The organism is Streptomyces sp. NBC_01142 (genome assembly GCF_026341125.1).
Taxonomy (GTDB): domain Bacteria; phylum Actinomycetota; class Actinomycetes; order Streptomycetales; family Streptomycetaceae; genus Streptomyces.
Genome location: NZ_JAPEOR010000001.1, coordinates 3,463,540 through 3,483,030 on the forward strand (window position 1 = coordinate 3,463,540; position 19,491 = coordinate 3,483,030).

At 68.7% G+C, this 19,491-nt stretch carries 16 protein-coding genes and 1 pseudogene; 4 read left to right on the forward strand and 13 right to left on the reverse strand.

From position 1 onward, the window contains the following. Positions 1–8: 8 nt before the first annotated feature. The 5 genes from OG883_RS15530 to OG883_RS15550 all read right to left on the reverse strand — a co-directional run bounded on the left by OG883_RS15530 (position 9) and on the right by OG883_RS15550 (position 7,927). On the reverse strand, positions 9–1,766 hold the full coding sequence (locus OG883_RS15530; protein ID WP_266540444.1) for an ABC transporter ATP-binding protein: 1,758 nt from the start codon (positions 1,764–1,766) through the stop codon (positions 9–11). After that, positions 1,766–3,529, reverse strand: a complete 1,764-nt coding sequence (locus OG883_RS15535) for an ABC transporter ATP-binding protein (RefSeq protein WP_266541571.1) — start codon at positions 3,527–3,529, stop codon at positions 1,766–1,768. The genes OG883_RS15530 and OG883_RS15535 overlap by 1 nt, the downstream gene beginning before the upstream one ends. Positions 3,530–3,656: 127 nt before the next feature. After that, the gene (locus OG883_RS15540; protein ID WP_266540446.1) at positions 3,657–3,788 is read right to left on the reverse strand and encodes a SapB/AmfS family lanthipeptide; all 132 of its coding nucleotides are present in this window, start codon (positions 3,786–3,788) and stop codon (positions 3,657–3,659) included. A gap of 64 nt (positions 3,789–3,852) precedes the next feature. Then, the gene (gene lanKC, locus OG883_RS15545) at positions 3,853–6,447 is read right to left on the reverse strand and encodes a class III lanthionine synthetase LanKC (protein ID WP_266540448.1); all 2,595 of its coding nucleotides are present in this window, start codon (positions 6,445–6,447) and stop codon (positions 3,853–3,855) included. A gap of 289 nt (positions 6,448–6,736) precedes the next feature. Then, positions 6,737–7,927 (reverse strand): FAD-dependent monooxygenase, encoded by a 1,191-nt coding sequence (locus tag OG883_RS15550; RefSeq protein ID WP_266540450.1) that lies wholly within the window; start codon positions 7,925–7,927, stop codon positions 6,737–6,739. A gap of 104 nt (positions 7,928–8,031) precedes the next feature. On the opposite strand from OG883_RS15550, the gene OG883_RS15555 reads away from it, so the two are divergent. Next, positions 8,032–8,748, forward strand: coding sequence for a TetR/AcrR family transcriptional regulator (locus tag OG883_RS15555; RefSeq protein ID WP_266540452.1), 717 nt, complete (start codon positions 8,032–8,034; stop codon positions 8,746–8,748). A 299-nt stretch (positions 8,749–9,047) separates the two neighbouring features. Here the strand turns inward: OG883_RS15555 and OG883_RS15560 are convergent, their stop codons facing one another. The 6 genes from OG883_RS15560 to OG883_RS15585 all read right to left on the reverse strand — a co-directional run bounded on the left by OG883_RS15560 (position 9,048) and on the right by OG883_RS15585 (position 15,333). Then, positions 9,048–9,290 (reverse strand): hypothetical protein, encoded by a 243-nt coding sequence (locus tag OG883_RS15560; protein ID WP_266540454.1) that lies wholly within the window; start codon positions 9,288–9,290, stop codon positions 9,048–9,050. After that, the gene (locus OG883_RS15565) at positions 9,274–9,525 is read right to left on the reverse strand and encodes a DUF6400 family protein (RefSeq protein ID WP_266540456.1); all 252 of its coding nucleotides are present in this window, start codon (positions 9,523–9,525) and stop codon (positions 9,274–9,276) included. The genes OG883_RS15560 and OG883_RS15565 overlap by 17 nt, the downstream gene beginning before the upstream one ends. 598 nt (positions 9,526–10,123) lie before the next feature. Continuing rightward, positions 10,124–10,723 carry a GNAT family N-acetyltransferase gene (locus tag OG883_RS15570; protein WP_266541574.1) on the reverse strand — a complete coding sequence of 200 codons (600 nt, stop codon included), beginning with the start codon at positions 10,721–10,723 and terminating at the stop codon, positions 10,124–10,126. Between the two features lie 190 nt (positions 10,724–10,913). Then, positions 10,914–11,444 (reverse strand): GNAT family N-acetyltransferase, encoded by a 531-nt coding sequence (locus OG883_RS15575; RefSeq protein ID WP_266540458.1) that lies wholly within the window; start codon positions 11,442–11,444, stop codon positions 10,914–10,916. Positions 11,445–11,649: 205 nt separating this feature from the next. Further along, complete coding sequence (locus OG883_RS15580) at positions 11,650–13,047, reverse strand: DUF1996 domain-containing protein (RefSeq protein WP_266540460.1); 1,398 nt, start codon at positions 13,045–13,047, stop codon at positions 11,650–11,652. 615 nt (positions 13,048–13,662) lie between these two features. Then, positions 13,663–15,333: a glycoside hydrolase family 15 protein gene (locus tag OG883_RS15585; protein ID WP_266540462.1), complete on the reverse strand. Its 1,671-nt coding sequence runs from the start codon at positions 15,331–15,333 to the stop codon at positions 13,663–13,665. 204 nt (positions 15,334–15,537) lie between these two features. Between OG883_RS15585 and OG883_RS15590 the strand changes: the two genes are divergently transcribed. Next, positions 15,538–16,740, forward strand: a complete 1,203-nt coding sequence (locus OG883_RS15590; protein WP_266537911.1) for an IS110 family transposase — start codon at positions 15,538–15,540, stop codon at positions 16,738–16,740. Between the two features lie 30 nt (positions 16,741–16,770). Here the strand turns inward: OG883_RS15590 and OG883_RS15595 are convergent. Together OG883_RS15595 and OG883_RS46765 are read right to left on the reverse strand one after the other, a co-directional pair. Further along, positions 16,771–17,007: pseudogene (locus tag OG883_RS15595) on the reverse strand (hypothetical protein); the annotation flags it as partial. Positions 17,008–17,356: 349 nt separating this feature from the next. After that, the gene (locus OG883_RS46765; protein ID WP_323180907.1) at positions 17,357–17,713 is read right to left on the reverse strand and encodes a hypothetical protein; all 357 of its coding nucleotides are present in this window, start codon (positions 17,711–17,713) and stop codon (positions 17,357–17,359) included. A 53-nt stretch (positions 17,714–17,766) separates the two neighbouring features. Here OG883_RS46765 and OG883_RS15605 point away from each other — a divergent pair, with 53 nt between their 5' ends. Both OG883_RS15605 and OG883_RS15610 read left to right on the forward strand, forming a co-directional pair. Next, positions 17,767–18,387 carry an L-threonylcarbamoyladenylate synthase gene (locus OG883_RS15605; protein WP_266540464.1) on the forward strand — a complete coding sequence of 207 codons (621 nt, stop codon included), beginning with the start codon at positions 17,767–17,769 and terminating at the stop codon, positions 18,385–18,387. Between the two features lie 452 nt (positions 18,388–18,839). Continuing rightward, a complete protein-coding gene (locus OG883_RS15610; RefSeq protein ID WP_266540465.1) occupies positions 18,840–19,472 on the forward strand; it encodes an AAA family ATPase in 633 nt (210 codons plus the stop codon). The last annotated feature ends 19 nt before the right edge of the window (positions 19,473–19,491 follow it).

A 19,491-nucleotide genomic window follows, 5' to 3' on the forward strand; every position in this document is an offset into this window, starting at 1 on the left:
GGGCCGGCTCAGTTTCGCTCCGCGTGCCAGCGTCCGACCAGGTCGCGGTAGAGCGGCGAGTGGTCGAGCAGCTCCTGATGGCCCCCACACGCGGCGTTGAGGCCGTCGAGCACCAGTATCCGATCGGCACGCAGGGCCGAACTGATCCGGTGGGCAACCACGATCAGCGTTCCGGGCCGCTGCGCGAAGGCCCGTTCGGCCCGGGCCTCGGCCGCCGGATCGAGGTGGCAGGTGGCCTCGTCCAGGATGACGAGCGGCGCGGGGGAGAGATACGACCGGCCGAGCGCGATGAGCTGTCTTTCGCCCTGCGACAGGGTCGCGGGATCGACGTGCGCGTCGATCCCGCCGAGCCTGTGCACCAGGGGGCCGAGGCCGACCGCTTCCGACGCGGCATCCACCGCTGACCGCGACGCTCCGTCCGGGCAGAGGTAGAGCAGGTTCTGGTAGAGGCTGCCGGTGAAGACGTAGGCCTGCTGCGGGATGAGCACGCGCAGCCGGGAGAGGTCGGCTCCACGACCGGCTTGCGCATGCGCCGGCCGGTCGTGGAGCCGTACCTCACCCTTGTCCGGTTCGAGCAGGCCGGCGAGCAGACAGGTCAGCGTGGACTTGCCGATGCCGCTGGGTCCCACCACGGTGAGGTGCTCGCCGGGCTCGATCGTCAGGTCGAGCCCGCGCAGCACGGGCTGCGCCCCAGGGCCGTAGGCGAACGTCACTCCACGCAGTTCGACCCGCGGTACGCCGGGGCGTCGCGGAGCGTGCCCCGGCTGCTCGGGGGTGCCCCCGGGCTCCGGGGCGGCCGGGCCGGGGTCCGGCCCGGGGGACAGTCGGCCGAGGACCACGAGCAGTCGGGTGCCGGCCGCGCCCAGTGCGTTCATCAGGTTGTGCAGAGCAGGCAGCAGTGCCTGGGTCAGAAACGTCAGCGCGCCGAGCAGAGCGCCCGCCGTGACGCCGTGACGCAGCAGCCAGGGGGCGGCGACCAGCAGCAGGACCACCGGAAGGTGTCCGGCGACGCCGAGTGACAGGGAGCGGGCACCCGCCCACCGGGCCAGGGACCGTGCCGCCCGGGCCTCCTGCTCGATCAGCGCGTGCGTCTGCGCCGCCATGGGTGCGCCTGCGCCGCAGGCCACCACATCGCGCAGGCCCTGCGCCATCGAGCCGAACTGCGCGGACAGAGCTTCGTCGGCACGGAGGAAGTCGCGTTGTCGGGCAGCCATCGGTGCCAGCGTGGCCAGAAAGAGCAGCAGCCCCGTGAGCAGCGGTGGGACCACGACGACCAGCAGAGCAGGAGCGAGCGCCGCGAGACCGACAAGTGCCCCGACCGCGGTGAAGACGAAGGACCGCGCCACGAGCACCAGCCCCGCGAAACTGTCCCGTGCGATCTCCGTCTGGTTGGTCAGCCGGGAGACCACCGAGCTGTCAGCGGCCTGCGCCGGTTCGGCCAACGCCTGGTCCAGAGACCGTCTCACCACCCGGCGGACCAGACCGTCCCGCAGTGGTTCGACAAGGTCGGCGAGTCCTCGGAAGACACCGCCGGTGGCCAGGCCGCCGATGACGACGGCCAGCGCGGCCACCGCCAGCCACGCCAGGCCGGTGCCGGTACGGCCGGCGAGAAAACCGCGGTCCAGCGCCATCGCCACGCCGTAACCGCCGAGAAAGGTGTGGGCCGATTCCAGCAGGGACCAGCCACCCAGCTTCAGCAGTACGCGTTTGCGGTGGCCGAGGAAGCGCAGGGCCTGAGGCAGGAGCTGTGAGCGCGTCGTCGTCATCAGCTCCCCTCCGTGTCCTGACCCGTAGCTGCGAACACGGCCCGGTAGTCGGGCTCTTCCCACAGGCGTTCGTGCGGGCCCACGCGGCGGACGCGGCCGTCCTCGACCCATGCGACCAGGTCGGCACGTGCCGCTGAGGAAACGCGGTGGGCGATCAGCAGCCGGGTACCCTTCCGGACGTCGCGTACGAGTGCCCGGCCGACGTGGAGTTCGGTGACGCTGTCCAGGCTTGAGGTGGCGTCGTCCAGGATCAGCAATCGGCCGGCGTGGGCGAACGCCCGTGCCAGCCCGAGGCGTTGCAGTTCCCCGCCAGACAGGGGGGCGTCGGCGAGCGGCGTCGCGTACCCGCCGGGCAGGAGCTGGACGAAGGTGTCTGCCCCTGCCGCCCGGGCCGCCGCCCCGATCTCACCGACGGTGGGCGTGTACGGTCCGAATCCGATGGCTGCGCCGACCGTTTCACCGAACAGGACCGGCCGTTCGAAGGCGTAGCCGACCTCCCGGCGCAGCTCCGACGGATCGGCCTCGGTCAGCGGTACGCCGTCCAGCAGCACCAGCCCGCTGTCGGGGTCGGCCAGCCGCCCGGCGACGGCAGCGAGAGTGGACTTGCCCGAGCCGGAGCGCCCCACGACGGCCATCGTCATGCCCTCGGGCACGACGAGATCGACTCCGCGCAGCACCGGAGCGCCGCCGCGGCTGACGCTGACCGACAGCAGCTCGACGCGCCCGGGACCGTCGGCGGGCAGTGGGCGCGTCCCGTGGCGTACGGCGGGAAGGGTGAGCACTTCGCCAAGGCGACGGGCCGCGGCGCGGCTGCGCAGGAGGGAGTTGAGCTGTCCGACCACCGCACCCAGGCCGGCGGCGAGGGCGGCATAGCGGGAGGCCGCCAGCAGGTCTCCCACGGAAAGGCTTCCACTCACCAGTCGCACCCCGCCGACAGCCAGGACGGCCGTGGTCAGCAGGGGCACCAGAATCCCGCTGCCCACCGACGCGCGTCCGTAGACCTGCCACATGCGCCGCCCCTGGGCGCCCAGTTCGGAGAGCGGAGCCAGTACGCGGGCGAGTTCGCGCTCGGCGGTCCCCGCTGCGGCGACGGTACGGGCACCGCCGAGGGCCTCGAGGAGGCGGCCGGCGATGTCCGCCTGCACGCGCTGGTACTGGGAGATGCTGTCGGAGGACCCGCGGGCGAAGGCCCGCAGCAGCAGGGCCAGCAGGGGGATCCCCGCGAGGAAGACAACGGCCAGCCAAACGTCGATGAGTGCCAGGCAGACCAGACCGCCGACCGGGACGAGGAGTGAGGCCAGGCCGATGGCCGCCGTGGTGGGCGCGGTGCCCGCCTCTGCGGCGTTGCCGGTCAGCCGGGTCACCAGGTCGCCCGGGGTGAAGCGGTCGGCGGCGCGGTGCGGCGCGAGGGAGAGCAGGTGGTCGGCTCCGCAGCGGCGCAGCCAGGCGGTACTGCGGGCGCTGATCGCACCGCCGGCCAGTGCCTCCAAGGCGTCGAAGAGGACTTCGGCGGCGACAAGCACGGCGCACAGCACGACGGCCCGTTGTACCCCCGCGGCATCTTCGAGCAGCAGGTCGAGCGTGTGCCCGAGAGCGGCGGGCAGTGCGACGGCCGCGGCGGCAGATGCCGTGCTGAACAGGAAGAGGGCGAATGTGCGGCTCGCACTGTGCCGTGCCGCACCGAGCAGGACGCCGGAAGCACCGGCGAGGGGCGCGAGTTCGGCTGGGTTGCGGGGCGGGGCGGGCCGGGGCGTGGGGGCCATGGGGGTGCAGTCCTCGCCTCCGTCGGTGAGATGCGGGCCGGTCACGCCGCGGTCCCGGGCGAAGTTGCTCGCCCGGGACCGCTGCGCGCGTGTCACCACAGAGCCGAAGTCCCGTGGTGACCACGCGTCAGTTACAGGTGGTGACGCTCAGGCTGCTGTTACCGCAGAGCAGCAGGCTCGCACGGCTGCCGCCGGTCGCGAGCTCGCCGGTGTCCTCGGACTCGGGGATCTCCATCGTCTGCAGGTCGAGAAGTGTCATGGTGGTGTTCCTCTCCTATTGGGGACGGATCTTGCTCAGGTCCCCCCGTGCAGGGGGACCGGCTTCAGGGCCGCGGTGGCGGCGGGAGGAAGGGCAGATGCACGGGCTGGTCGTGCAGCGCGCTGCCCAGCGCGAGCAGGCAGCCGGCTGTGCCGGTACTGAGGTCCATGGACAGGCGCATCATCTGCTCGCCGGCGAAGGCGAGATGCCCCTGGTAGGGGACCGCGCCCCACGAGAGCGAGTCGATCTGACGGTGCAGATCGGCGGCGTGGGTGCCCGGGCCTCCGGTCGTGGTGCGGCTCAGGTGCAGCACCATGCCCGCAGCGCCGCGGAACAGGCCGGGCTGGGCATAGAACTTGGCCTGCGCCGCCTGCACGATTTCGCCCCTGGCCTTCTCGAACTCCTCGTCGGCGCGGTGGACGAGGTAGTCGTCGAGCACCATGCCGATGCCGACGCTGCCGGCGCCCAGGTAGGGCATGGTCCGCCAGCCCTCATTGACCTGGAGGGCTCCTCCCACGCCTCGTACACAACGGGCCAGGTCGCGGCGTAGTGCGTCGGCGGCCAGGTCCAGCAGGGCGTCGTCGCCGGTCGCCTCGTACAGGCGCAGGTGGAGCAGCGCCGTTCCGGTGGCTCCGTGGAGGAGTCCGGCACGCGGGGCCCGGGCGCCGACTGGCCCGGACGGGGGAGCGCCGGCCTTGTCGGCCGTGAGCCGGGCGCATTGGAGCGCCTTGTCGCGCAGCGCGCTCTCGCCCGTGGAGGTGGCCAGGGAATCGAGGGCCAGGCCGAGTCCGGCCAGTCCGCTGTGCAGGTCGGGGGCGATGTCCTCCCAGCTCTGGGAGGTGATCGTGTCGACGAGGTCCAGGGCGCGTTCGCGGTGTCCGAGCCGGTCCAGGACCCAGGCGATGCCCGACAGGCCGTCGTAGAAGCCGAGTGGGCTGCCGGAGGCAGGGGTTCTCGCGGCCCTCAGCAGCCACTGTTCCGCTTCCGGAGCCGGTTCGGCGCCGGTCTCGGCCAGCGCGTAGAGGACGCCGGCCGCTCCGTAGGCGAAGCATGCGCCGCCGACCGTACCGAACTGGGCTATGTCTCCGGGAAAGAAACGATCCTGCCGCTCCGGAGAGGCGGAGGCCAGGATCGCCCGGGCCATGGAGTCGCGGCTGCGCGGCCAGTCGGCCGGCTCCACGGGTAAGTAGGGGTTCGCCGCCCCTTGGATCCGACGCTCCGGTATGTCCGTACGGTGACCGCGCAGGATCTCGTCGACGGCTTCCTGCAGGAAATCGCGCGGCACCGGGAACTGCTCGGCGGCGATCTCCGCCAGATGCGCGGCTTTCGCCCGGTCGATGGCGAACAGACTGGTGAGGGGCAGGAACAAGGCCAGCCGCAGGCACGCCAGGGCGTACCGGTCGACGTCGAAGCCCCTGCGGTCGGCAGGTGCGACGAACCCCGGATTGGCGATCACCTGACGACGGTTCACGTCGTCGACCGCGGCTGCCTCGAAGTCCAGCAGCACCACCGAGCGTTCGTCCTCGGACAGCATGATGTTGAAAAGGTGCAGGTCGTTGAAAGCCACGCCCCGCGCATGGATCGCCGATACGGCGTCCTCCACCAGGCGGTGCACCCGCATCGCCCACTGGGTGTACTCGGCGAGCCGCTCCGCGCTGGGATCCGCTTCGATCAGCGGGTGCCGGTGTGCGAAGAAGCTGTTGAGCGGACGGCCCTCGATGAATTCCAGTACGAGGAAGGAGTGGTCGCCCAGGGTGAACCAGTCGCGCACCTCGGGTGTGCAGCCGAGCCCGGACAGCCGCTGCAGTGCGTCTCTCTCCCGCTCCAGCCGGGTCACCGCGTCGGCTTCGTCCGCGGCCAGGCCGGCGTGTGGCCGGGCCTCCTTCAGGACCACCTGCTCATCGGTACGCAGGTCCCGTCCGACGAACACGCCGCCGCCGTTGGAGAAATGCAGCGCGCGCTCGAACCGGTACGGGATGTCGGTGAGCGTCGTGGCAGAGCGGGCGGCCAGATGCGGTTCGAGGAAGGCGGGGAGGGTGACCCATTCGGGGACGTGGAACGTCGGGTCCCTGCGGTCGGGAACAAGTCGTCCATGGTTGTCTTCGACCGCGGGGCACAGCTCGCCCCGGTCGTCGTAACAGTGCCGTTCCGTGAAGCTGCCGTAGCGCACATGGACCGGTCCCGCGCCCCAGCGTAAGTCGGTGAGGATGTACGGGCCGGGCTCGCCTCCGAGCAGACCGTCCAGGTCTTCGGCGATGGTGCGGCACTGATCGTCGTCGGCGGGGTAGATGGTGAGGAACTTCCCGCTGGCGGCGCGGTCGGCGTACTTGGCGTTGCGGGTGTGCAGCAGATACCGGCTCGGCATGCACTTGAAGGCGATGGATCGAGGGACGCAGTAGTCCCAGACCTGGGCGAGCACCTTCTCTGCGTTGTCCAGGCAGGCGGATATATGGATCTTCCATCCCTGACTGGGCAGTGCACTGTCGAGCGGTCGGAACGCCAGCCAGTCGCCCGACCGGTGGCGCTGCCAGCCGGCCGGGAGCTCGCGCCGCACGGTCTCGTAGAGAGCGGCGGAACCACTGCCTTCCTCGTACGACCGGTGCGGAGCGTCGTAGAACTGCCGGTTCGCGTCGCAGAAGACGGCGTACCCCTTGTTCATCGCACTCCCTCGGCCGGTGTCGTTGAGACGTTTTCACGCCGCCAGGGCATTCAACAGTTGCGATTGTCATGAACCACCCATGAAGAAATGCATGGGTGGCAGAGAGGCGCAGCCGGGGCATCCCCGCCCGGCGGCGCCGTCGGTTCGCCCGCCATCAGGTTGCGGCCCGTACCGTCACTGTCGATGTCCCCATCGGATGTGCCGGTCCTTCGGGAACGATGGCGCGTCACCGCCGTTTACGGGCGGTGCCGGCCCGGCCTGCCCGATCCCCGGTGGATGGCCTTTCCGGTCATCTGCTGAGCTGTCCGAGCTCGGCCCGGTAGTCGGGGAGGGCGATGGTGCTGACCTCCTGTCCTTTCTTGAGCATCCAGTTCAGGAGGGACTGCCTGCTGAGCAGACTGTTGCGGATACGGAGACCGGTCGCCGTGGCGGGGGCGAGGAATTTTCCTGTGCGGTCGCCGCCCTTCTGGCAGCCCAGGGCGTAGCTGCGAAGCCTGTTCTCGTATCGAGTGAAGGCCGTACGGTGGTCGCCGTTGGCCAGTGCGAGTTCACCGGCCAGCACGTAGGCGGCCACCACGCCGGTTCCTGTGCCCATGCCGCCGATGGTCGCGCCACAGGCGGCGTCCCCGACGAGGCCGATCCGCCCCTTGGACCAGGTGTCCAGGTCCGCCCGGCTGATCGAGTCGAAGTACATCTCCGGAGCGTTCCGCAGGGAGTCGAGGAGTCGTGGCACCTCCCAGCCCAGCCCGGCGAACGCCTGGGCGATCGATGCCTTCTGCTGCTCCGGGTCGTGGCGGTCGTACGAGAGCCGGGGGGCGGCGAAGACGAAGAAGGCGCCGGCCTTCGTCGCGTCCCGGTGGTCGCCGCCGACGCTGGCGAGCCGGCCCGGTGCGTTGTAGCCGACCGAGCCGCGTCCGAGCCCCAGATAGTTGGGCAACTGCCAGGTGGCGGCGTAGTAGCCGAGATGGCGGACGAACGTCTCCTCGGGCCCGAAGGCGAGCCGACGTACGTTGGAGTGCAGCCCGTCCGCACCGATCACGAGGTCGAACTCGCGGGGAGCGCTGTGCCGGAAGCTCACCTGTACGCCTGTGGCTGTCTCGGTGAGGCTCGTGATGGAATCGCCGAAGAGGTACTCGGTGTGCGGGAGGCTGTGCTCGTAGAGCGCCTGCGCCAGGTCGCCGCGGAGCACCTCCACGTCGCCGCCCGCGAAGTCGGCCGGCAGGTGCAGCAGTTGTCGGTCGTGTGCGTCGACAAAGCGAATCGGGCTGCCACCGGTCTGGATCCCGCGCAACCGCCCGAGTACGCCCATGCGTTCCAGGACGGTCAGGTGCGTCTCGCCGCGGAAGTCGACTGCCTGCCCGCCGCCGCGCAGAGCCGGCGCCAGCTCTACCACCGTGGGCTCGAACCCGTACCGCCCCAGCCAGTAGGCCAGAGCCGGACCGGCGATGCTCGCACCGGAGATGAGGACGTTCTTGCTCATGAACCACTCCTCGGACAACTGTGTCCAATGGACACTGATTATTGATGTGTACGGTAGACACAGTTTCGGGGACTGGCAAGACCGTTGAGGTGAGGAGTGGAGAGATGTGTGCCGACTGGAGTGCGAGCGTGCGGTTGCTCTGGGGCCCGCACCCACAGCCCTCGCGGGGCCCCAGGCCGGCGCTCAGCCTGGATCGCATCGCGCGGGCCGGTGCCGAGATCGCCGACGCGGAGGGGCTGGCTGCCGTGTCCATGCAGCGGGTCACTGGGCTGCTCGGCGTCACCAAGATGGCCATCTACCGGTACGTGCCCGGCAAGGCCGAGCTGGTTGCGTTGATGGTGGAGAGTGCGATCGGCGAGGCCCCGCCGCCGAAGGGGTCACCCTGCGGCTGGCGAGAACAACTCGGCGACTGGGCCCACCAACTGGCCACCGTCTTCCACCGGCACCCATGGCTGCTGGACGCAACCGTCGGCCCGAGGGTCATGGGCCCCAGGGAGCTTGCCTGGATGGAGCAGGCCGTCGCCGCACTGGACGGCACCGGTCTGTCCGGCGCCGAGCGGATGGACGCGGTCGTCCTGGTCGCCGGCCACGTGCGGGGGATCGCCCAGCAGGCCCGCGCAGCGGATCCGTCGGGCGACCCCGAAGAGCAGTTCATGGTCATTCTCGGGGAGCTGATGCAGGCGCACGGCGAGCACTACCCCGCCATCGCTGCCGCAGTGGCCTCGTCGATCCAGCACGGCGGGCAGGGGCAGGCACTGGAGTTCGGCCTGCAACGCATCCTCGACGGCTTGGGCCTGCTCATCGCCCAGCGCTCTGGTTGACCCCGCCCGGCCCGGGATCACATCCCCGCCGCCGCCGGCGGTACGGCACCGTCGGCCCGGCCGGCTCCGCCAGGCGTGCGTGATGTGGTGTCCGAACACCGGGGGAGCGTACTCACCTGCCGCCGGCCGTCTCTGCCGCCAGCCGTCCCTGGCGCCGGATGCGGCTGTGCTGCTCCGACTGGCCGCGCACCGCGCGGCCTGACCGAGTGCCAGCCGGTATTCAGGAGGCCCAAGCGCTGCCCGGCGTGCCTGACCAGGAGACCGGGCACCATGACGATTCATGCCGACGCAGAGAGCAGTCAGCAGGAAGGCGTGTCTCCGGAGGGGCCCGCGCGGCGCCGGGTCTCGAGCGACCACATGTGGGTGCAGCGGGGGCACTGGAGGTGGACGAGGGTGCCCTTGTTGGAGATCAGATAGCGCCAGTGTTCACGGCAGTTGCGCATGTCGGCGCACGTGGCGCAGTCCCGTGCGTCGTCGCAGCCGGGGCAGGGCACCCACGCACGGCGGGCAATGTCCGCCTGCGGATCAATGGGCAGCCGCATGGCCTGCGTCCCCTCCGGGAAGTATGCCGGCCCTCACGAGCACGTCGTACGTGCGTTGCTGGTCGGCGTCGAGCCCGGAGTAGAGCAGTGTGTGGGCCTCGTCCTCGCTGCGCAGGGCGGCCACCGGGTCCCAGTCCGGCCCGAGTGCGGCGACGACCTCGGCGCGTCGTCGGGCTTCTTCGAAGGTGAGGTCGATCGAGAAGGGGATGAGGTCGGGGGCGACGTCGTGATCCATGGGGCGACTTCCGGTGGTGCCGACGGGGTGCACTCACACATACCAGCGACCGCATCGTGCGTGAAGGGATGCGGAAGGCAGAGTTCCGCCCTGGTGATCACCTGCCGGGGAGGTCGATTTCCGGCAAATATGCCCATCGCCTATCGAATTCTGCCATTGTTTTGCCCGATTTTGATGCGATGTGCCTTCTGAGTTCCATTCGTGCGGCTGTGACGTACTTCATGGCTCTCGGATTCCCCTGGAAGCAGTGTTTGCTCGGAGGACGCGCTTGTCGAGGTCACCGACCACTACTGCGAGGGCGCCGAGCAGGTCATCGCGGCGAAGGCTGAGGGCAGCGGCCTCCGCAGCCCGAGAGGGCGCAGGAACCGGCCGGCCGGGTCGTCGACGGGCGGTGGCTGTCCGTCGGCCTGAGGTGCCCCGTCGACGGTGCGTTGCGCCTGTACATCGACAACGCGCGTGTGTGGTGCCGAGGGGGGGCTGACGCTGACCGGCGGGCGAGGCCGCCGGACGGCGGTGAGATACCGGGCTCGTCAACTCGCTCAACCCACTCATTCACGAGTCGACGAGCCGTAGACCCCTCTGACGCCAGAGCCGACCTTCACACACCCACGTGCGGACGGCCGCGGCGCGCAGCCCATTCTCGGTCCAGAAAGGACATCCGGATGGAGTCGACCCACTCGCCTTCGTGCAGCAGCGTTTCGCGCTCAGTGCCCTCGGCGACGAACCCGACCTTCTCGTAAACACGGTGGGCCCGGGGGTTGAAGGTGAAAATATGGAGGGAGATGCGGTGGAGACCGAGTTGCTCGAAGCCATAGTCGACAGTCAGTTGGGCAGCCTCAGTGCCACAGCCGCGGCCGCGGCCTTTCGGGCCGATCAGAGTGCGAAAGTTGCAGCTCCGATTGGGCTCGTCCCACTCGTTGAGGACGACCTCACCCACCAGTTCGCCGGTCACTCGATCGACGACGGCCAGGTCGATCCGGTCAGCCTGGTCATGGCGGCTTGAGTACCAGGAGCGTAGATGTTGCTCGTCGAACGTGGCGTCCATGGACCCGGTGAACTTCCGCACTTCGAAGTCTTCCAAGATCTCGGTCATCGTCGGCACATCGTCGGCGGTGAAAGGGCGCAGGAGCACCTTCTCGCCCGTCAGGACCGGCTTGATCGAGAAGTTGGCCTTCGGGTGTGAGGTCAGCGGCGTCATCGACAGATTCTCGGCGATGACCTCCGGCTGAGCAATCACTTTTCGCGGCGGCTCCGGCCCGGGGCGTGTTGGCAGGGCTCTTGGCTCTGCCACCTGTGCGTGACCCGGTCGCGAGCAGTCGTGTGCCGGGGGCGGGCCCGAGGCTTCCCCGAGCAGCCCACCGGACTGGACAGCACCTTCGGAGCACGCCTCAGCGGAGCTCGCCGGCCAGCAGTCCCATCGTGAACATGTCGTACCACTTGCCCTCGCGGCGGAAGACCTGGCGCAGGCGGCCCTCGTCGACGAAGCCGACCTTCTCGTAGACCTTGTGAGCCGCATGGTTCTCGGTGACCACTGTCAGCGTGATCTTGTGGAGGCGCATGTCCTCGAAGCCGTAACGGCAGATCGTCCGCATTGCGTCGGTGGCGTAGCCGCGGCCCCAGTACGCCTTCTCGCCCAGATAGATGTCGAGCTCCGCGATACCCTTCTCCGGGTCGGCGTCGTGCAGCGCGACGAGGCCGATGAGCGTACCGTCGGCGAGCGCTTCGACGCCGAGGAGCAGGTTGCCGTACGTGTTGCGGGGGCGCTCCTCCAACCACTTGCGGACCTGCTCCACCGGCTGGGCATACGTGTCGTCCATCCAGCGCATGACCTCGGGGTCGTGGTTCCAGCGCCACAGCGCCTCGGCGTCCGCGGGGCCCATCGCCCGCAGTTTCACCAGATCTCCCAGCACCCTGCCCACCCGCCCCTTGCGCTTTTCATGATCAGCTTACGAACCTCGTAGTGATAACACGGCCGGGCCCGCACGCTCAAACGGTTTCCGCACCGCTGAGGCGGCGGCCCCAGTCGCGGTCAGACACGGACTTGCAAGGCTGTGCCGCGCGTCCGCGCTGCGGTGGACCCGGCAGAGGCATGGTCGTCATCCAGTGCCGGGTCCGGGTCCGGCGCTAGCCGCACCTACGGCCGGTGTTGATGCAGTTCACTGCATTCCTCGTCTGCGACGAGGACATCACGTTGATGAAGTCACTGTGGTCTGTCAGAGGCTTGTGCAACTGCTCGGGAAAGCTGTCGACGGCAAACACTGAGCCGGGCGAAATCTGGTAAGTGATCCGCTGGACCAGCTGGGGTATGGCCCGGAATCCCTGGGGACACGCGCCGTTGGGGCGGGCGAAGGCCACATGTGTGCGGTGGTTCGCACTGTCGGCGTTGGTGCCGTCCCAGCAGCTCTGGAACGCGAACGTACGCACCACCTTGCTGCCCCTGGGGCACAGCGGGTACTTGTCCTTCAGCTGTCGGTTCTCGAAGCCGGTACAGCTCCAGGAGGCATTGGCGTTGGCCGTCCCGTTGGTGAACGCCTTGGCGTCGCCGGTGATGATGCGGAGGAACTTGGGCATCGCCGTCACCTTGCTGACGGGGCTGCCCCGGAAGGTGAGCTGCACCGAAGCGGGCTGGAGAATCCGTCCGACGTTGCCGTCCTGCCCTCCGCCGGGGAGGTTGGCGTCGGCCTCGTTCTTTCCGTTGCGCAGTCGCAGGACCGGCCAGTAGTGGGTGGAGCGGTCGCCGTTGGTGCACGTCGTCCCGGCAGCGGCGAGGTCGTCATTGGTGGAGAAAGCGTCGGTCTCGAGGTTGCCGACGTAGTCGTGCATGTGATGGGCGCCGTTGCTCACGCCGGGGGCGACGATCACGTTGTCCGGGTTGAAGTGCTTGTTCTCGTTGCGTCCACAGCGCGACGTGAAGGTGCCGCGGGAGGCGTTGCCCTGCACGCGGGGCTTGGCGACATTCGGCCGCACGTTGCGGATGTCCACGAAGTCCGACCGTTGGGGACCGGCCTGCGCCTGACCGCCTGCGGCCGGCGGAACGGAGGCGCCAGGAGCAGGGGCGCTCGGGGCTGCAGTGCCGGAACCGGCCGCGGGAGCGGCGGCCGCGGCGGTCGTGGCGTCCCGCTTGACCGTGCACGAAGCCAGCGAGCCCAACCCCTCGGGCCGGCTCGAGACCCTGTCGATCTCAGCGGCGATACGGTCCAGTGTGCGGCGACGCTGGGACGAGAGCGGGTCCAGCACTCGTGTGCGCACCCAGTTGGAGTCGGCTTGCGCGCTGCCCGTGGCGAGCTGCCCATAGGCATCTGCCACCTGGCTGTCCAACTGCGCGAGTTCGTTGTCCACAGTGGGCCGCGCCGGCTGCGGTACGTTCGACAAACGCACGGAGATGTCGGGGCAGTTGATGGTCATCGCCCCCTGTGCGGTCGCCTGCCGGGGCGCAGATTCCCGGCTAGCCGAGGCGTTGTTGTCCGTCATCAGGAGAGCCCCGCCCCCGACGGCCGTTGCTGCCACGCAGGCGACCGTCATGGCGATCAGTCTGGACCGCCTACGTCTCTGTCTGTACCTCATGAGTCCGGCCTTCTCTGGTTGTCGTCGCATCCCGGGGACTTCATGCCCGTGGTCGAGAGAGATACGGAAGCCAGGACTGTTCTGTTCAGCAGGAACTGAGGTTCGTTGAAATTTTCGCGCCGGGCGGACGTCGAGGGGCTCTTGCGTCACGTCGGACGGCCGAGATGCGTGGCGTTCGGCGGGAAGCGGCGAAGGACAGGCCCAGCTCTTACTGCGCCAACTGCTCATCCTGCGCTGTGGCGCCGGCGTGGTTCTGTGGCTGAGATCTGGTGCCGGCTCCCTCGCGCGTGGGTCCCCGGGCGAGGGGAGCCGGAGGGCGAGACGCCTCTGTGCCAGGTGACAGCATGACCACGGACATGACGGCTGCCCCAGAGGCCATGGCGCTCGACGACTTCTGGCAGTTCGGCCGGTCCGGTGTCCGTGGGTGGACCGCGCGAGGCCGGTGACGACGCCGGCCCTGGATGGATGGGCGTCTCCCCGCCGACCGCGAGGTCTCCGGGCGGCACAGCCGGCGTACAGCCCGACGTGTCTGCCGCACCCACCTTTCCGGGCGCCGCGGCCCGGGGGCGCCGTTCAGCCCAGCGCCCGGTCGAGGTTGAAGGCCGCGCTGATCAGTGCCAGATGCGTGAACGCCTGCGGGAAATTGCCCTCCTGCTGGCCTGTACGACCGATCTCCTCCGCGTACAGGCCGAGGTGATTGGCGTAGGTGAGCATCTTCTCGAAGGCCAGCTGGGCGTCTTCCCGGCGCCCGGCGCGGCTGAGTGCCTCGACGTACCAGAAGGAGCAGATCGAGAACGTGCCCTCCTCGCCCCGCAGTCCGTCCGGGCTGGCCTGCGGGTCGTAGCGGTAGACCAGGGAGTCGGAGACCAGCTCCTCGCCCAGCGCGTCCAGTGTGGAGAGCCATTTCGGGTCGGTCGGAGAGATGAACTTGGCCAGCGGCATCATCAGGACGGAGGCATCGAGGACGTCATCGTCAAGATGCTGGACGAACGCATTCCGTTCGGCCGACCAACCACGCCGCATGATCTGGCGGTAGATGGTGTCGCGCTCCCGGGCCCAGCGCACCATGTCGGCCGGCAAACCCCGGTGCTGCGCCATCCGCATGGCCCGTTCGATCGCCACCCAGCACATCAGCCGCGAGTAGAGGAAGCTCTTGCGCCCGCCGCGGGTCTCCCAGACGCCCTCGTCGGGCTGGTCCCAGTTCTCGCAGACCCAGTCGACCAGATCGCAGACGGTGTCCCAGTGCGTGCTGGAGATCGGCTCTCCCCACTTGTCGTAGAGGTAGATCGAGTCGATGAGCGCGCCGTAGATGTCCAGTTGCAGCTGGCCGACGGCGTCGTTGCCGACGCGCACGGGGGCGGAGCCCCGATGGCCCTCGAGGTGGGGCAGTTCACGCTCGGGCAGGTCGCGGCGGCCGTCGATGCCGTACATGATCTGCAGTGGCCCAGTGCCGGGGTCCGAGAGGTAGGCGTGCTCGATCAGGAAGCGCATGAAGGCCTGGGCTTCGTCGGTGAAGCCCAGCCGAAGCAGCGCGTAGACGCCGAAAGCCGCGTCGCGGATCCAGACGTACCGGTAGTCCCAGTTCCGTTCGCCGCCGATCTGCTCGGGCAGGCTCGTTGTCGGTGCGGCCACGATGGCGCCGGTCGGCGCGTAGGTGAGCAGTTTGAGCGTCAGCGCGGAGCGGTGCACCATCTCGCGCCAGCGGCCGCGGTAGCGCGACCTGGACAGCCAGCGCCGCCAGTACCGCACGGTGGCCTCGAACAACTCCTCCGCCTCGGCGACGGCACAGCCCCGCGGGGCCACCTCGCCCCCGACCTGGTCGAGCGCGAAGACTGCGCTCTCACCTTCGTGCAGCTTGAACAGTGACCACGCGTCCCGGCCGTCGATCTCGACCGGCACGCTGGACGTCAGCGCCAAGGTCAACGAGGCCGACTCGAAGACCGGGCAGCCGTGCTCGCTACGGACGGTGTGCGGCTCGGCCCCGTAGCCGAAGCGGGGTGATACATAGGCGCGGAAGGGCAGTGATCCGCGGACGCAGACCACCCTGCGGATCAGCCGGTGCCGGTCGGTCTCGCGCGAGTCGTCGACGATCGGCATGAAGTCCTGGATCTCGCCCACCCCGTCGTCCGCGAAGAAGCGGGTGATGAGCACATTGGTGTCGGGGAAGTAGAACTGCTTCGTGGCGGCCGGCACGTCCGGGGCGAGCTCGAAGCAACCCCCGTTACCTTCTTCGTGGCCTCGCAATGAGGCTCCCGGCCTTCGGCCCCGGTATGACTTGCGCCCCCAGTCGACATGATCGAAAAGGTGGTGTCGCCGGGTGCCGGAGGCATTGGCAGACCGCTGATTAGAGGCACGAGCGCCCCTTGGGCAGTCTCTTCGTAACGTGGATGCCGGCACGCTGATGCCGCAGGTGAGGCCGGGGAGGACGCGAGCACGGGAGCGAAGGGCATGACGGACGAGACTGGCATCGACGTCTATCTGGGCCTGGACGTCGGCAAGGGCGATCACCACGCCACCGCCGTGAGCCGGGCGGGGAAGAAGGTGTTCGACAAGCCGCTGCCCAACAGTGAGCCGAAACTGCGGGAGCTGTTCGACAAGCTCCGGGCCAAGCACGGCACGGTGCTGGTGGTCGTCGACCAGCCGGCTTCCATCGGGGCCCTGCCGCTGGCGGTCGCGCGGGACACGGGCTGCCAGGTCGCCTACCTGCCCGGTCTCACAATGCGACGGATCGCCGATCTTTACCCCGGTGAGGCCAAGACCGATGCCCGCGACGCGTTCATCATCGCGGACGCCGCCAGAGCGATGCCCCACACCCTGAGGACCATCGATCCCGCCGACGAGACCGTCGCCGAACTCGCGATGATCGCCGGGTTCGACGACGATCTCGCGGGCGAGTCCACCCGGATCGCCAACCGGCTCCGCGGCCTCCTCACCCAGATCCACCCGTCGCTCGAACGGGTCCTGGGCCCGCGCATCCAGCACCCGGCCGTGCTCAGACTGCTCGACCAGTTCGGCTCACCCGCCCAGATCCGCAAAGCCGGACGCCGTCGCCTCGTGACCTTGATACGTCCCAAAGCGCCGCGGATGGCGGAGCGGCTGGTCGAGGACGTCTTCACCGCACTCGACGAACAGACCGTCGTCGTTCCGGGCACCGAGGCTGCCGCGCTGATCGTCCCCAGCCTTGCGAGTTCGCTCCAGTCCGTTCTTGACCAGCGCAAACTCCTCGCCGCGAGGATCGAGGAACTCCTGGAGGCCCACCCTCTTTCCCAGGTCCTGATCTCGATGCCCGGCATCGGGATCAGGACCGCGGCCCGCATCCTCGTCGACGTCGGAGACGGCAGCGGCTTCGCCACCGCCGGCCATCTCGCTGCCTACGCCGGCCTCGCTCCCGTGACCCGGAACTCCGGCTCCTCCATCCGCGGCGAACACCCCTCCCGGCGAGGCAACAAACAGCTCAAGAGAGCCTTCTACCTCGCCGCGTTCGCCTCACTCTCCCAGCCCGAGTCACGCGCCTACTACGACCGCAAACGCAGGGAGGGGAAGCACCACATCGCCGCCCTCATCGCGCTCGCCCGACGACGCATCGACGTCCTCTTCGCCATGCTCCGAGACGGCACCTTCTACCAACCACCCACAGCGGCTACGGCTTGACGAAAACCATAGAGGCACCTTTTCGGCGTCGAGAATCGAGGCGAAAACGCTGGGTGCGTCGAAGCGGCCGCAGCAGTACCAGTCGATCGTGCCGTTCGTGCCCACGAGAGCGGCGCTGCGCAGATCCCCGATCAGCCCGTGCTCGGAGACCGGCAGATACCGGGGAGTCCCGGCGCTCCCGGGGCCGCGCGCCACACCGGGGACTTCTTCCGCCCTGTGAGCCTCAGCAGTCACGGATCCTCCCTCTGCTGTGGCGGTTATAGGCATCTTTATGTCTGCATTTCATACTAAGACGTACGGGTCGGAGCCACCCGGGCATGGGGGCGCCGCCGTGACGCCGCAGGCCACGACCGTGGGCGACGCCGCCTCGGTGCTGTCGCCCGGCCGGAGCCGTTCCTGGTCAGGCCGAGGGTGGACCCGGCACTCCGCCGAAGACCCACTGGCACCCGAGACGGCGTACACCCTGCCGGGGAGCGGCGGCCGCAAGAGCGCGATCCGCCAGTTCCGGTGCGGCATCCAGACCCGAGGTGCAGCGCTCTGCGGTACCCACGCGGTAACAGTGGGCTACCGCGGACCTTCCACGAGTACCAGCACGCGGTCTGAGTCAGGTGGATGATCAGTCGGCACGCGCAGCATCAGCGGGGGTGAGCACCATCCGGAACGGGGCGGCGCCGGACGTCATCCCTTGGTAGGCCTCGGCCGTCTGGTCCGGCGACACGATCTCGGTCAGCGGGCGGATCCCGTGCTGGACGCTGAACGCCATGATGTCCTGCACATCCTGCACATCCTGCACTTCCTGCGCCGTACCGGCCAGGTGGCCACGGACGATCCTGCCGAAGCCGCTTACCGTGAGAACACCCAAGAACCCCAGGTCACACTGTGGTCCGGTCGATGCCGCCCCGGCCAACAGCCGAAGCGGCCGGTCGGCAGCGCGGTCCTGATCTGCTCCCGCGGTGTCGTCCGGGTTGACCAAGCCGCTGTCCTGGTCACCTGAGCGCGGATGTCCTGATCACGTAGGCTCGGCGGATGGCGAAGTATTTCGACGTGCATCCCGAGAATCCTCAGCGGCGCACCATCAGCAGTGTGGCGGACAGCATCCGCTCCGGCGCGCTCGTCGCGTACCCCACGGACTCCTGTTACGCATTGGGATGCCAGCTGGGCAGTCGTGACGGCATCGGCCGAATCCGGTCGATCCGGAACCTCGACGATCGTCACCACTTCACCCTTGTGTGCCAGAACTTCGCGCAGCTGGGTCAGTTCGTGCAGGTCGACAACGATGTGTTCCGCGCGATCAAGGCAGCGACGCCCGGCAGTTACACCTTCATCCTCCCCGCGACGAAGGAGGTGCCACGCCAGCTGCTGCACCCGAAGAAGAAGACGGTCGGAGTCCGGATTCCCGACCATGCCGTTGCTCAGGCTCTGGTCGCCGAACTCGGTGAGCCACTGCTCTCCAGCACCCTGCTCCTGCCCGACGAGGACGAGCCGATGACACAGGGCTGGGAGATCAAGGAACGGCTCGACCACGTGGTGGACGTTGTGCTCGACTCGGGCGACTGCGGCACCGAGCCGACCACGGTCATCGACTTCTCCGGCGGCGACCTCGAGATCGTACGCCGAGGGGCAGGCGACACCGCGCGGTTCGAGTAGCCGCGTCGATGGCATCACCCATCCACTGAGTCCCGCAACGGGATCGCGCACTTCGCCCACCACGCCGCGATTGCCGGACCCGTCCGGTTGCCAGGCCCCGTAGCAGGGTCGGGACCTACTCAAGCCCATCACCTGCGGCTTGTGCCAGGAGCGAGGACCGGTGGTTCGTCATGGTCGCCCACGTGGCGGTGGACGTCGCCGCCCCGTTCAGATGACGCTGTGCCGCGATTCGCTATCACGGTTCAGAGGATGAAGGCGTGAGCCATGACGGCTGTCGCTGCTCCGCCCACGACCGGCGTGCGAGGTCCGGCAGCCGGCGGGGTAGCGGCTCCCGTAGGCGTGGGGACCACACCATGTCGCCCTTGAGAAGGTCTATGGAACTCACGAACCTGGGACGGCGGCGTAGGACGCAGTGCCCGGATGTCACTCGGCAGTTGGCGTAGTGTCTGTGCATGCTTCTGTGGATCAACGGGCCATTCGGTGGCGGCAAGACGCAGACCGCATACGAGATTCAGCGGCGGCTTCCGGGTAGCGTCATCTGCGATCCTGAGCACGCTGGTTTCGGTCTGCAGCGGATGCTGCCTCCGTCCTTGCGTGGCGACTTTCAGGACCTCCATTCCTGGCGGCAGGCCGTCTACGAGGTGCTGGATCTGGCCCTGACCAAGTACGACGGGACCGTGATCGTGCCCATGACGATCGTGGAGCCGGGCTACTTCCAAGACACCGTTGGCCAACTGCGGGCACGTGGTCATGATGTCCGGCACTTCGCCCTGCTGGCCGACCGAAGAACCGTTCTGAGACGACTCCGCGAGCGAGGTTTCGGTCACGCCATGCAGCTCATCGCGGGAAAGGACGCTCCCTTGCGTCGGGAAAGCTTCGCTGTGTCGAAGCTCGACCTGTGCTTGGAGCGTCTGCGTATGCCGGAGTTCGCGGAGCACGTGTGGACCGATCGGATCACCGTCCCGCAGGTCGCTGATCACATCGCTGCCTCCGTCGGCTTGACCCTCAAGCCGAACACGGACGGCACTCTGCAAGGACACCTGCGGCGGGCTTGGACAGGAGCCAAGCACATCCGGTTCGATTGAAGGGCAGCCTCAACTCACC